Source organism: Microcystis sp. T1-4, from assembly GCF_000297435.1.
GTDB lineage: Bacteria > Cyanobacteriota > Cyanobacteriia > Cyanobacteriales > Microcystaceae > Microcystis.
The window spans coordinates 1-13,642 of the sequence record NZ_CAIP01000397.1; the positions used below are offsets into that span (position 1 = coordinate 1).

Here is a 13,642-nt window from a genome sequence, read left to right on the forward strand (position 1 = left end):
CCCGATGTAATTGTCGAGATTCTCTCCGATTCTACGGCCAATATTGACCGCAATAACAAGAAAATTCTCTATCAAAATACCTTTCGCACTCCTAATTATTTTTGGTTCGATCCTAATAGTTTAGAATTGCAGGGATTTAGACTAATTGAGGGACAATATCAAGCCATTTCTCCCAATGAACAGGGTTATCTGTGGAGTGAACAGTTAGGATTATATTTAGGCATATTTGACCGTAAACTGCGTTATTTTACCGCCGATGGTCAATTAGTCCCCACTCCTCAAGAAGCGGAATTACAGCAACGACAGGCAAAAGAACAGGCTATTTTAGAGAAAGAACAGGCTCTTTTAGAGAAAGAAAGGGAACGACAAGCTAAGGAAAAATTGGCCCAAAAATTGCGAGAATTAGGCATCGATCCCGATACAATTTAGGGGAAATATTATTTTCTAGTAACTATGGTGACAGCAGCGCCCCTAGTGGGTGTAATTATGGGTAGTGATTCCGACTTACCCACCATGAAAGAAGCGATCGCAGTTTTAGAGGTTTTTCAGATTAGCCACGAAGTCGCCATCGTCTCGGCCCATCGTACCCCCGAAAAAATGTTTGAATACGGCAAAAACGCTCATTTAAGGGGAATAAAAGTGATTATCGCTGGAGCCGGCGGCGCTGCCCATTTACCCGGGATGGTGGCATCTTTAACCCCCTTACCCGTGATTGGAGTTCCCGTAGTCACGCGCACTTTACAAGGGTTAGACTCTCTCTATTCAATTGTACAGATGCCCGCAGGCATTCCCGTGGCCACAGTGGCGATCGGTAATGCCAAAAATGCCGGACTTTTAGCGGTTCAAATTCTCGCCACTGGTAATGCTGATCTTTTAGAGCAAGTTATCGCCTATCGTCAATCCCTCACCGATTCCGTCCTCGAAAAACAAAGCAATCTTCAACGACTAGGCTATCAAGACTATCTAGAGCAGAGTTCACCTAAGTAGGGTAGATTGAGAAAAGATTAAGTAACAAATTATGAAGTAATTATGCGTTGGATCACCGCTTGTGTATTGAGTCTATTGCTCTTTTTTGCCCTACCCATAGCGGCTTATGCCGATAGCCCGACTATTAGCGAAGAACAGATTAGAGAAGGGGAAGTTATCGCCGAAAAAGCCCTAGAAGCCACAGAAAAAGGGGATTACGCCCAGGCCGAAAGCTATTGGACCCAATTAGTCGCCAAATTCCCCACTAATCCCGCCGTCTGGAGTAATCGCGGCAATGCCAGAGTCAGTCTCAATAAATTAGAGGATGCGATCGCTGATTTTAACCAAGCGATCGCCATTGCCCCCGATGCCCCCGATCCCTACCTCAATCGCGGCACCGCTTTAGAAGGAGAAGGCAAATATCAAGAAGCGATCGCCGATTATAATAAAGTTTTAGAACTAGATCCCAATGATGCCTTTGCCTATAACAATCGCGGCAACGCTGAGGGCGGTTTAGGGGACTGGGAAGCCGCCGTCAAAGACTATCGCCAAGCCACTCAACTAGCCCCGAATTTTGCCTGGGCGCAAGCTAATCTGGCCCTGGCCCTGTACGAATTGGGCAGATATCCGGAAGCAGTCCAAAAAATGCGGAATATTGCCCGCAAATACCCCATGTTTCCCGATGTCAGAGCCGCCTTAACCGCCGTTTTATGGAGCCAAGGACAACAGGGAGAGGCGGAAAGCAATTGGGTAGCCGCCGTCGGCATGGATACCCGCTATCAAGACCTCGATTGGGTAAAAAGCGTGCGCCGTTGGCCGCCAAATATGGTTCTAGCCTTAGATAAGTTTCTTAACTTAAAGTAAAGAAGGACTAAATAGCAATTTTTCTGGCAGTAGCGGGACTCAGAGGCAAATTATCTGGAAATCGGCGACTAAGATACAGTTGAGATGTGCTGGGTTGTACTGCATTTAAACTGCGTCGGGGAATTTTTAGTACAAATGCTCGAACTTCCTCGACCCAGATATGGTTAAATTATCATTTCTGGACGACCGGCTACTGTTCCCCGTTCCCCAAAAAGAAAACTTTGCACCTTACCATTAAGATAACTGCTGTATCTGCAATGGCCTTTTTTACTCTCACTCACATTAACCATGACCGAGCCAACCCAATTAAACTATCACGATACCTATTCTTGTCCCGTCTGTCGCCATGGTAAAATTGCCGCTTTACCACTAATGGAAGCCTATGCTTGTAACTTTTGTCAACACATTTTTACTGCTAATTTAGAACAACAGGTTTTAAAAATGGCCGATAGTCAATTACCCTTAACTTGGTATTGGAATGGTAAGTATTGGCAGGGTTTACCGAGAGAAGGAATGGAGATGGCAGGTTTTTACTTAATTATCGGTTTAGGATTTGTGATTTTTCCCACGGCAATTGTGGCTACGGGGGCCTATCTTTTTCCTCCAGTCGAGGGGAGTCCTTTGTCATGGTTGCCTCTATTTTGGTCGATTTTAACCTTTGTTTGCCATGGTATTTGTTTACTCTGGTTAATTATCGAATATTATCAGTTTCCCGTTAATATGTATCTGCGGGCCTTGGCTCGTCGTTGGCAAAATTCTGTCGTCACTAGATTATTATCCTAGTAGTGATTCAATCCCAGACAGGGGAGTAGGAAGTGGGGTGTAGGGTGTGGGGATAAAAAATCTGATAACTGATAACTGATAACTGATAACTGTTCCCTAAATTATCCCCAAAGGACAAAATTGACCCGATAATTCTAGTTTATTGTTTTGCAGCAGATATAAACCGTATTCAATTCCTTCTACTACTGCTTGATAGGAAGCTTCCAAAATATTACTAGACACTCCCACGGTAGTCCATCTTTGTTGACCGTTACTTGACTCGATTAAAACCCTAGTTTTCGCTGCCGTCCCCGAACCACTATCGAGGATTCTCACTTTATAATCGGTCAGGTGAAAGTTAGCAATTTCGGGATAGAATTTGACTAAAGCCTTTCTTAAAGCTCGATCTAAAGCGGCCACCGGTCCGTTACCCTCGGCCACTTCTAATAAATCTTCCTCTTTTACCCGTACTTTAATTGTAGCGATCGCATTACCACTATCCCGCAGCATATCACAATAAACTTGGAATCCTTTTAATTCAAAAAGGTGGCTTCTCTGTCCCAAAGCTTCCCGCATTAATAACTCAAAACTAGCTTCGGCTGCCTCAAATTGATAACCCTGACTTTCCAAGATTTTTAAACGTTCCAAAATTTGCCGGCAGGTGGGATCATCTTTATTTAAATCGATGCCAAAACTGCGCGCTTTCGCTAACACATTACTTAATCCCGATTGGTCAGAAATGACGATGCGGCGCTGATTCCCGATCGCTTCTGGGTTAATATGTTCGTAGGTGAGGGGATTTTTCGCCACCGCAGAAACGTGAATACCACCTTTATGGGCAAAAGCGGAACGTCCGACGAAGGGAGCATGATCATCTGGGGCTAAATTGACCATTTCGCTGATTTTTCGGCTAGTTCCCGTCAATCGGCCTAATTGATTTTCTTCTAGGCAAGAAAAGCCCATTTTTAACTGAAGATTGGGAATTAAAGTACATAAATTGGCATTGCCGCAGCGTTCCCCATAACCGTTAATTGTGCCTTGAATCATGCGTGCGCCCTCGTTAACTGCCGCTAAGGAGTTAGCCACGGCGGTTCCTGCGTCATTATGAGCATGGATGCCTAATTTAGTCCCATTTTCGTTATCAGGATCGATGCCCAATTGCTCCCGCACTTTCTCCACAATCGGGGCGATTTCTTGGGGTAAAGTGCCACCGTTGGTATCACAGAAAACTAACCATTCGGCCCCAGCAGCTAGGGCGGTTTTGAGGGTTAAAAGGGCGTATTCGGGGTTATTTTTGTAACCATCAAACCAATGTTCGGCATCATAAATGACTCGTTTTCCCTGACAGCGTAGATACTCGATCGTATCTCCTATCATGGCTAAATTCTCCTCCAGACTGGTTTTTAAGCCCTCTGTGACGTGCATATCCCAAGATTTGCCGAAAATTGTCACCCAACGGGTTCTAGCGGCGAGAATGGCGGTTAACATCGAATCTTCCCGGGCCTCGATATGGGGGCGACGAGTGGAACAAAAAGCGACTAATTCCGCTTGTTTTAGGGGTTCTTCCTGCATTTTCCAGAAAAATTGACCGTCCCTAGGGTTTGCGCCCGGCCAACCGCCTTCGATAAAAGGAATACCCATTCTATCTAATTCCCTGGCGATTTTAATTTTATCTTCTAGGGAGAGGGAAATACCTTCTCGCTGGGCCCCATCCCGGAGAGTAGTGTCATAGACCCAAATGCGCTTACCATTGTTCATAGAAATAGTCAATAAGTGTTAATATTAATTAATAACTGTAGCCACTTAAAATCACGTCCCTAATGCCTAGAATAACAGTTTACGGTCAAACAATCACCTGCGATCGAGGTGCAAATCTCCGCCGCGTATTATTAAAACATGACATTTCTTTGTATAACGGCGGTTCCCAGTTGATCAATTGTCGCGGCATCGGCAGCTGTGGAACCTGTGCGGTGGCAATTGTGGGCGAAGTTTCTGCTATCAATTGGCAGGAAAAAGCGCGTCTTTCTTTACCTCCCCATAACCCCGATAATCACCGTCGTCTTGCTTGTCAAGTCAGAGTTTTTGGTGATATTGAAGTGACTAAATACGATGGTTTTTGGGGACAAGGAGACTCAGTGATCACTGATCACTGAGCAGTTTTGAGTTTTCAGTGAACAGTATTAAGTGTTAAAGTGTTAAATTATTAACTGGCAAGTTCGCAGCCTTCTTTTCACTGATTACTGATGACTGATTACTGCGGGTCGATCTCCTATCTGTGACTTTCCCTCACCTATAGGTGAGCAGCAGCAGTTATTCAAAGAGGACGCAGGCAATCATTAGTGTCAACTTAAGGAAATAGCCGCCCAAATTTGTTGAGAGAGAGCATCCCTTTGCCTGTGTCGTTTACTTTCAGCTTTAACTAAGCCAAAAAGTTGAGCTCCGTCGGCTAAATAACTTAGCACATTGGCTGAATGCTGCCACTATCATCATTATCTTACTGGCCAATTGCACTTTTTGCTCTGGGGCGATTTTGAGTCTTCTTCTTAACTGCTCTAGGGTTGAGCCATCTGCTATCCAGATAGCAGTAAATTTTGGTCTAACTCTTGGCCATCGGGCTTTTCTCGGCAGATTTTGCGGTTTTTCCTGACTTTTCTCTAACACCTGTTTGAGCAGAACTGACCAGATTTCACAGGGTAAGTGGATCAAGCGTTTGGAGACAGCTTGTTTACTTACTTCTCAAGGCTTTACCCATAATAATCCTTCTTCTTTTAAGACTCTTACTGCTTCACTTAATCCCGCTATTTGACAATAGACTAAGCTCAATACTAAAGGGACCATTACTGGTGGATTTAAAAGCCTATTTCTCATTAATTTCTCATGATTTACCTGGAGATATTTTAAGGGAGCAAATAAAGTGGGTGTTAAGTATTGAGTTAATTCTTCTACCATGGGAGGAATTGCCAAGGTGGGTGACTGACATTAACGGCGTAAGTCGGGATTCCCCTCTTTTTTCGCTCGTTGCTTAGAGTGCGTTTCCCCTGACTCACCTCTGATTTCTCTGGGCTATTTTACCATTTTTTACTTCCTTTCTCTGGGATGATCAGCTACTCTTGATCATTCAGCTTCTTGCTTAAGTTGACACCAATGACCGCGGGAGCCCAAAATGTCCTCGAGATATTTCGACCAAATTGAGATGCACAACCCAGAAACCATCACCTCTATATATTGTTACATTCCCCAAGATGTTTTGACGAAAAAGCTTCCTTGTAGAAACTACGATTGAGAACATTTTCAATACTTGATTTTTTCTGAGAAAAAAAATTACGATTCTTCACCTTGATAAAAATCAATCATACTAAATTCGGTTATTAAAAACTGATTATCTATTACCTCTTTTGCCTTTTGCCTATTGCATGAGTGCCTGTCCTCATAAGTAGCCTATACTCAACGGATTGAGTCTCATTGTCGCTATAGTCCCCACGGGGAATCGGTGTTAAGCAATATATTAGTAAAAATTATCAATTGAATGTTAAGAAGTGCAAAAAGTGGGATAAATTTTCTTTTGCCTGTTAGCTGCACTGAAAAAATGGGCATACTATAGGGATGTAGTGGGTTGTACAGTCTTAACTGGCTCTATTCCATGTCATCAGCAAACGAGAAACTTCCTACCAAGCTGTCTTCCTTTGCCCAAAAGTTAGTGCAATCGGGTTATGTCACGATCCCGCAACTACAAAAGGCAATGATCGAGAGGCAGAAAAGTCATCTACCTCTAATCGAAATTTTACCCCTGATCACCGGCCGTCCTTTACCCAAAGAGGTACTGGCATACTACCGACTCGAACAACTGTCAAAATTAAAAGCCAAGTATGGGGTAGAATATCTTGACCCTGAAAGTGAGACCCTCGACTGGAGAGAAATCGAGAATCTGTTTCGCACGCTCCTTCCCTTGGAAATTTGCCGTCGTTATCGGATCCTGCCCCTACAAAAACAGCAATCCGCTGCCAATGTCCTGCACCTAGCCATGGTGGATCCGGCTAATCAGGAGATTCTCGATGATTTACGTCGTATCCTCCGAGATCAAGAATTGCAGTTTGAACGTCGTGTCATCGATCGAGCAGATTACCATAAATTGGTCGAAATCTATCATTCTCGCCAAGAAGAAGCCCTATCTAGCCGTTTTCTTCCCGAAGAACAAGAGCTAGAGACCATAGTTGACATAACCAGCCTTTTTGAAGATGGCCAATCTCTCCCCCATCCCCAGCACAAATTAGCCGACAAGGATCTCGGTCTGATTCAACAGGCCAATCAAAGGATGATCGTCAGTGTCGTTAATAATATCCTGCTTCAAGCCATCGAAAGTAAAGCCACGGAAATTCACCTAGAACCCCAAGAAAATCAATTAACTGTCCGTTTTCGCCAAGATGGTCTCCTGCGTTCTGCCTGGGAACCGATTTCTCCAGAAGCGACCCCAGGGATTATCTCACGGTTTAAAATTCTGGCTAACCTCGATGTCAGCGAAAAATCGCGACCCCAACAGGGAAAAATGACCATAACTTTTTCCGGTCGCAAAATAGATTTTCGTCTCCACACCCTACCCCGTCCACAGGGAGAAAAAATTCTCCTGCGGGTTTTTGATTCTCGATCGCCACTTTGGCTCCTCGATGAGTTGATTACTAGCCAAGAAACCTGTAAACTGGTACGCACCATGATCGATCGCCAGGCGGGGTTGATTCTGCTCACCGCACCGGCCGGAGGCGGTTGTTCCACCAGTTTCTATTCTCTACTAGCCCATCGAAACCGGGGTGGGGTTAATATCGCTACCCTGGAAACCTCGATCGAACGCAGCCTTAACGGTATTACCCAAGTGGAAATCGCTGATGGTCAAGGCCGAGATTATGCCTCGATTTTGCCCTCTTTGCGCCATCAAGACCTGGATATCATCGGCATCGATCGCCTGGCGGATTCTGCCACCCTTACCCATGCCCTAGAAGCGGCTTTGACTGGACATTTAGTTATCTCTAGTTTACCCCTCAATGATGCCTTTGCCGCGATCGCTCGCCTCCATCAATTAGCGGAGCCGGCCCTAGTGGCTGATAACCTAATTGGAGTGATCAATCAAAGACTGGTGCGACGGGTTTGTCCGGTTTGTCGGCTGAAACATCAACCAAAAAGGGAGGAATTAGCTAAATTTGGTCTTTCTCCCGCCCAAGCTGCTCAATACAGCTTTTATAAAGCTAATTCCCTCACTGCCGAAGAAATCATCCAAGCGCGGGAAAAAGGCAGATTATGCCGTCATTGTCACGGCAGCGGTTATCATTGCCAGATTGGGGTCTTTGAAGTAATCACGATTACCCCTGACCTGAAAACTTGCATCGCTGGCAAGAAACCCGCCGATATACTCAAAAAAGCGGCAACACGGGCAGGATTCAAGTCTCTCCTCGCCTACGGTTTGGAATTAGTCCGCCAAGGTTATACTACCCTAGAGGAAATCGAGCGCGTCATGGCTGATCAATTAACTTTACCCTCCCTCTCTGCTGCCAATAATCCTGAGATTCCCCCGGATGTTTTCGGGAGAATCGAGGCGATCGAGCAGTTATTACAGGCTCTCAACCGTGAATTACAGTCACTAAAGCGAGAAATTAGCCTAAATTCGCCCATAGCTTCCCCTGAGAGCGCAAATCCAACTACTATCGACCAGGAGTTGCCTGATTTGACTAATCCAGTCCTTCCTTCCCGAAACTGGTCATCGGACAAAGAAGCGATCGTTTCCGATGATCCTGTTTATGAGGAGTTAACCGACCCCGGCGATTGGGAACAGTTAAAACGGGAACTAGACCAGAATCAAGAACTGATCGTCTCCTCGCCAGTCGATACCTTTTTTCCTTCCGCCCTCGATCCTTGGTCTTAGTCGGGGAAAAGAATTAAAATTTAACCTGGACAATATTTGAGAACTAAAAAGTAATGACCACAGAATTAGAAACCAAAAAAGTTACTCCTACTCGCTGTTTAGTTGGTGCGGCAATTTCGGCAGCACTGGGGACAATTCTCTATTATCTCACGGCAGCGATCGGTCATTCTTTTTACTCAAAACCAATGGTTGCTCACAGTCCGATCGCCTTGAGAATTGGCAGTGCTGTCCGGACTTTAGTTTTTGGTTTAGCTTCTCTAGGAACCTTTATTTTTGTTTTTGTCACCATTGGTTTAATTCTTTTGGCTATCCAATTACTACTTAAAGGCCCTCAAAAAATATAAATTATGAATTATGAATTATGAATTGGAAGTGGGGAAGTGGGAAAGTGGGGAGCTTTTCAGTGTTGCCAAAGGCACGGCGTAGCCGTCCAGTAAACAGTAAACAGTGAACTGATAACTGATAACTGATAACCGATTAACGGACATTTTGAGCGGTAAAATCTTCGATGAGTTGTTCTAAAGCGGCCGAGGAGGCGCGGGTAATCAGAAAACATCTAAACTCTTGGCCTTGACTAAGATATTGGGAATAGGCCGCCTGTAAAAAAGGTTTATAGCTGGGGTTTTTGCGAATATAAACCTCAAAAAAGGCCAAAGATAGGGAATGGGCGTAACTATCGATCAGATATGGTGCTGGCAGGGTAAGATCGGCTACGGATTCGATCGCTTCGTTAATTCCCGCATCTAGTACCGAAAAATCAACGTGAGCTTGACCTTCAATCAGAGCTAAATATTTATTTTCAGTATTGAGCAGGGGAAAAGAGCGCACCTGTTCAAAAATAGCGGGGGTAGCGGGATCGTAGGTTCCTGCCGCCACAAAAGTGGGAATTTCGATCTTAGCCAGTCCTTTAGCCCCGAAAATACTCCAATTAAACGGATTAACCGCAAAAATCGCTTTTATTCTCGGATCGCGAAAGTTGTATTCTTCTCGGGGTAAATCCAAAGCACGACACTGCAGCAAGAGGGAGAGATTGAGAAAAGCTAATCTTCTTTGACAGTCCCGTTGTAAATTCTCGAAATCGATCGTCGCTCCACCTACAGCTAAGGCTGTATAACCGCCGAAGGAATGTCCAGCGACTCCCACATTATCTAAATCTAATTGCCCCTGAAATTCCCTAGCGTTGCGTCTTTGCAATTCATCGATCACAAAAGATATGTCCAATGGACGATTGACAAATTCGTTGCTATAAAAAACCATCCGCGATAAACCGGCGAGCAGATTCTGCACCTGTAGGGTATCGCTGCCGGGATGTTGGGGCATGGCAACGAGATAACCGTAACTAGCCCAATGTTCCGCTTGTCGGACAAAATCTTCAGGACGAGAAGCTAAACCGTGGGAAAAGACAATAACGGGGGTTTTCTCGGTTAATTGCCCCTTGGGTTTGACAATAATTAGATAAAGTTCCCTCTGACGACGGCTATCGGTTAAATCCAGCCGCATTTGTTCCACTTGTTGGGGTCCCAGTTGTCGGGGGTCGGTCATGGCGGTAAAATTAATTTCACCGGCCTTTTTAGCTTCTTTTAAGGATAATTGCGCCACCTTTTCCGTGAATACTGTGGTGGCTTTCAGGACGATATCGATCGCCCGGGCTAATCTTTGCACTCTGGTGACATCAATCTGCATATTAGTGGGCAGATTACGCAGCAGGTTAAGAATAGTTACCCCTTCCGGTTCAAAGGCTGATTTAACTAGGGCAGAACGCAGGGCAAATTTACCATTAATACCCCCTTGAATGGTGATCAGTTCCCCTAAAAGGGTTAGGATATCTTCCCCCATTCTGGTGTTAAAAAAGCGCGAGATCAGGACGGGATTAACTTCTTTACTTGTGGTTAAAGCTTGGCGAAATTCTTTTTGTTGTTCGGCGGTTGTATTACCTAAATATTGTCTTAGATTAGCGTCAATTCTGCCAGTTTTGGCAAAGTTTTCTAGGGAACTAATTTCTAGGGTACGACTAAAGGGCACTAAGATAAAAGTGATTCTCTCGGCCGAGAGGACAGGAAAGCTAGTCAGTATCGTTCCTAAGCAACCCAGAGCGATTGAGCGGCTAATTTTGGCTAATTGCAACAAGTTTTTCTGCTCCTTTTCTTCCTGCGATCTTATTCCTCCTGGATTATAACAGTAACCTAGCAGTTTTTAACGGTTTTCTTGTTTGATTATCAACAAAAGTTATCAATTTACCTTGATCGATAATCTTGACCTAGAATAAGTACCTGGGCAAAATTAATTATACATATCTCACTACTTTTTGCATGAGTGTATGAGTGCCTATCCTAACCAAGAAATTAATTTTCTACGACTACTTAATAGGTAACAAGTCTCGAAAATTTCCATCTTGCCGATTTCAAGATTTCAGGGTAAAAATGCCAAAGTTGCCACCACTTTCACACCAAATTCTTCCTCAAAAACAGGTTTTTTATAGTCTAAACTCCATAATTCTAAAGCACAATCATCTTCAGCATTATTGGGAAAAAGATGCAGATGTAGGGTTCTATACTCAGGATCGTACTTACATTCAATCTTTTTAATCGCTCCTATTTGTCGTCGATCTAAAGCCACAGCCAAGCGCAGTATAGCACTTAAATGTCTGATCATATACTGATAGTATTCCGTTAATTTCATAAAATCATCGTGTCTTTTCTTCGGTTTACTTTTGCGGTGATAACGAGCGATATTAGCGATAACTTCTAACTCTATTTCTGTATAGCCCAACAGTTCACCATTGCGAATTAAATAATAGGAATGTTTATGATGGGCCGCATGACTAACATATAAACCACTATTATGTAAAATTGCCGCCGCCCATAATAGATCTTTAGCCTCCTGATTCCAGGAATGTAATTGACCTTGAGTTTGCTCGAACAAAGACAGGGAAAATGTCGCTATTCTCTCAGCAGATTCTAAATTAACTTGATACTTTTTGCCTATTTTCAAGACACTGCGCTGGCGGATTTCACTCTGATAAAGTAACCGATTATCAATTAACCCGTGGGTCAGCATCCAATCGACGATTACCCCTTCTCGCAAGGCCCTTTCACAGAGAACTAACTTATCAACATCTAACATGGTCATCGCTTCCAAAAGCACGATCGAACCGGCTAGAATTATCTCGGCCCGTTTATCGGACATCCCCAGAATTGCCAGTCTTTGGTGATAGTCCAAAGTGGCGAAACGTTTGACTAATTCTTTGACATCTTTGCGGGTTAATTGATAGCCATTTAAAGGATTGGGAATTTCCCCCAATTTCTCCAAAGCATGGATAGTCATCAAAGTTTCGATCGTCCCAGAAGTTCCCACTAACCGCGGCACTTCTCCCAGCTGTAAATGATGTTTAATTTCCTCTACTGCCCGCTCTAACATTCCGCGGGTGTATGCCCTTAAATAGGCCAATTCTGTGGTACTAATGGGATCGGTGGTCATGAAATCCTGGGTCAAACGCACCGCGCCGATTTTGGTACTACTAAGAAAGCGAATTTCTTGACTATCAGCTAAGATTAATTCCGTGGAACCGCCACCGATATCGATAATAATATGGGCTTGATTTTGGAAATCCATCCCCGAGACGACACCGAGATAAATCCGGCGCGCTTCCTCCTGTCCAGAGATAAGATTTACAGAAATACCGACTTCTTTCTCGATTAAAGCCAAAAATTCGTCACCGTTGGCCGCTTCCCGGGTGGCGCTGGTGGCGACGGCAATAATCTGATCCGCATGGAGACTAATAGCTAAATCGTGACAGCGTTTTAAAGCGGCGATCGCTCTTTCCATGGCTACTAGGGTTAATTTACCGGTTTTCCGATCTCGATCGCCGAGACGAACTGTATCCTTTTCTCGGGCAATAATCGTAAAAGCAGGTAAAGACGGTTCAATTTCCACCACTACCATGTGAACCGAATTCGTACCAATATCGATCGCCGCTAGGATTTGGGCATCGGGGACTTTTGCCAGGGGAGCTAGTCCCTGATCGGGTGTAACTTGATTAGAAATATTCACCATCGCTTATCAGTGATCAGTTACCAGTCGGTGGATAGGGGTTAGGGAAAAGGGCAAATAACCTTATCGAGCATCGGCAGCTAACTCCGCTGCCGCTGACACCCGATCGATCGGGGTTGGTCTTATTATCCCTCTAATTGTCCGCCTCGGCGCCGCAATTTTAGCTTTGTATAGCAGTTATCGAAAATTTGGGTTGAAAACCCCGTGGTAGAACGACGGCTTTTCTTGCTTCTTAATAGAGTATCTGAGAACTGCCAAAGGCTTAGATCCCACAGAAGAAACAGAATAACCAGGAGACCAAAGAGCATCTTTCCCCTCTGGTTTAGGATAGCCAGCTTGTCCATGCCTGGGACTAGAAACCCATTTTATCCTAAATCCTGTTTAAAAAGTATAGGATAGTGGGGTGTGGGGAGAAACAATTCATAACTTGAGAGTGATCAAAATTCTCCGTCGTCAAGCTTCCCAAGCTGAAAGTTTAGGTGACAGGGGAACCCGTTATCTCTACGAACAAATCCCCCTGAAAACCGAAGAAAGGGCCTATCATCTCAGTCATTTCTTAACCCGAGACAGTTTAACTGTTGCCTTTGTTGGTCATAGTGCCAATTAATAGCATCTGGGTCAATCATCTCCAATAGAGGGTCGAAGACTAGACTCTCTTTTTTTATGGCCATTTTCACCCCCTGGGGAACAGCTTATCTGTGGATTCCACTTTTTTCCACTTCTGTCACCCAGAATTATGGGACTGACATCACCCCAAACCCTCTCGTATTCTAAGGTTATCGACAGGAAAGAGAGGTAACAACCATGTTAGTCAGCCACCAAAATCCAACTTTTGTCCGTAACTACTTAATCGCAGTTATCTCCGTGGTGATGATGGGTGTGGGAGTTGCCGATCTCGTCAATAATCCCTCTCGAATCGCTCAACAAAACCGTCTTGATGGTTATGGTCGCTATGTTAGCGCTGGTTTGGTTAGCGGTGCGGTCAATAATATGCGTTAATTTGCCTCTGATTCTCAATCCTGTTGAAAAGGTGTGAGGAATTATGAATTATGAATTATGAATTATGAACTGGGGAGAATAAATAAAAATAAT

Annotated in this window: 13 protein-coding genes and 1 pseudogene; 9 read left to right on the top strand and 5 right to left on the bottom strand. The window is 44.3% G+C overall.

What is annotated here, in order from left to right; all coding sequences use genetic code 11:
- The 4 genes from MICAI_RS18355 to MICAI_RS18370 all read left to right on the top strand — a co-directional run.
- The coding region (locus tag MICAI_RS18355; protein ID WP_039900500.1) for a Uma2 family endonuclease at positions 1-429 on the top strand (429 nt) is incomplete at its 5' end.
- 24 nt (positions 430-453) lie between these two features.
- The gene (gene purE, locus MICAI_RS18360; protein ID WP_008205725.1) at positions 454-987 is read left to right on the top strand and encodes a 5-(carboxyamino)imidazole ribonucleotide mutase; all 534 of its coding nucleotides are present in this window, start codon (positions 454-456) and stop codon (positions 985-987) included.
- A gap of 42 nt (positions 988-1,029) precedes the next feature.
- The gene (locus tag MICAI_RS18365; protein ID WP_008205726.1) at positions 1,030-1,830 is read left to right on the top strand and encodes a tetratricopeptide repeat protein; all 801 of its coding nucleotides are present in this window, start codon (positions 1,030-1,032) and stop codon (positions 1,828-1,830) included.
- Between the two features lie 288 nt (positions 1,831-2,118).
- Positions 2,119-2,613, top strand: coding sequence for a hypothetical protein (locus MICAI_RS18370; RefSeq protein WP_008205728.1), 495 nt, complete (start codon positions 2,119-2,121; stop codon positions 2,611-2,613).
- Between the two features lie 96 nt (positions 2,614-2,709).
- Here the strand turns inward: MICAI_RS18370 and cimA are convergent, their stop codons facing one another.
- Positions 2,710-4,350, bottom strand: a complete 1,641-nt coding sequence (gene cimA, locus MICAI_RS18375; RefSeq protein WP_008205730.1) for a citramalate synthase — start codon at positions 4,348-4,350, stop codon at positions 2,710-2,712.
- Between the two features lie 62 nt (positions 4,351-4,412).
- Here cimA and MICAI_RS18380 point away from each other — a divergent pair, with 62 nt between their 5' ends.
- Positions 4,413-4,745, top strand: a complete 333-nt coding sequence (locus tag MICAI_RS18380; RefSeq protein WP_008205732.1) for a 2Fe-2S iron-sulfur cluster-binding protein — start codon at positions 4,413-4,415, stop codon at positions 4,743-4,745.
- A gap of 262 nt (positions 4,746-5,007) precedes the next feature.
- On the opposite strand, the gene MICAI_RS26045 is transcribed toward MICAI_RS18380, so the two are convergent.
- Positions 5,008-5,298: a hypothetical protein gene (locus tag MICAI_RS26045; RefSeq protein ID WP_008205735.1), complete on the bottom strand. Its 291-nt coding sequence runs from the start codon at positions 5,296-5,298 to the stop codon at positions 5,008-5,010.
- Between the two features lie 30 nt (positions 5,299-5,328).
- Positions 5,329-5,541 (bottom strand): hypothetical protein, encoded by a 213-nt coding sequence (locus MICAI_RS22630; protein ID WP_008205737.1) that lies wholly within the window; start codon positions 5,539-5,541, stop codon positions 5,329-5,331.
- Positions 5,542-6,232: 691 nt separating this feature from the next.
- On the opposite strand from MICAI_RS22630, the gene MICAI_RS18390 reads away from it, so the two are divergent.
- Together MICAI_RS18390 and MICAI_RS18395 are read left to right on the top strand one after the other, a co-directional pair.
- Positions 6,233-8,500, top strand: a complete 2,268-nt coding sequence (locus tag MICAI_RS18390; RefSeq protein WP_008205739.1) for a GspE/PulE family protein — start codon at positions 6,233-6,235, stop codon at positions 8,498-8,500.
- A gap of 53 nt (positions 8,501-8,553) precedes the next feature.
- Complete coding sequence (locus MICAI_RS18395) at positions 8,554-8,844, top strand: DUF3082 domain-containing protein (RefSeq protein ID WP_008205740.1); 291 nt, start codon at positions 8,554-8,556, stop codon at positions 8,842-8,844.
- Positions 8,845-8,977: 133 nt separating this feature from the next.
- Here MICAI_RS18395 and MICAI_RS18400 read toward each other — a convergent pair whose 3' ends face one another.
- Positions 8,978-10,627: an alpha/beta hydrolase gene (locus tag MICAI_RS18400; RefSeq protein WP_008205742.1), complete on the bottom strand. Its 1,650-nt coding sequence runs from the start codon at positions 10,625-10,627 to the stop codon at positions 8,978-8,980.
- A gap of 282 nt (positions 10,628-10,909) precedes the next feature.
- Complete coding sequence (locus tag MICAI_RS18405; RefSeq protein ID WP_008205744.1) at positions 10,910-12,553, bottom strand: Ppx/GppA phosphatase family protein; 1,644 nt, start codon at positions 12,551-12,553, stop codon at positions 10,910-10,912.
- A 430-nt stretch (positions 12,554-12,983) separates the two neighbouring features.
- Between MICAI_RS18405 and MICAI_RS24430 the strand changes: the two are divergent.
- A pseudogene (locus MICAI_RS24430) lies at positions 12,984-13,157 on the top strand (DNA starvation/stationary phase protection protein); the annotation flags it as partial.
- Between the two features lie 197 nt (positions 13,158-13,354).
- Entirely contained in the window at positions 13,355-13,549 is a 195-nt protein-coding gene (locus MICAI_RS18415) for a hypothetical protein (protein ID WP_002738625.1), read from the top strand.
- Positions 13,550-13,642 lie beyond the last annotated feature (93 nt).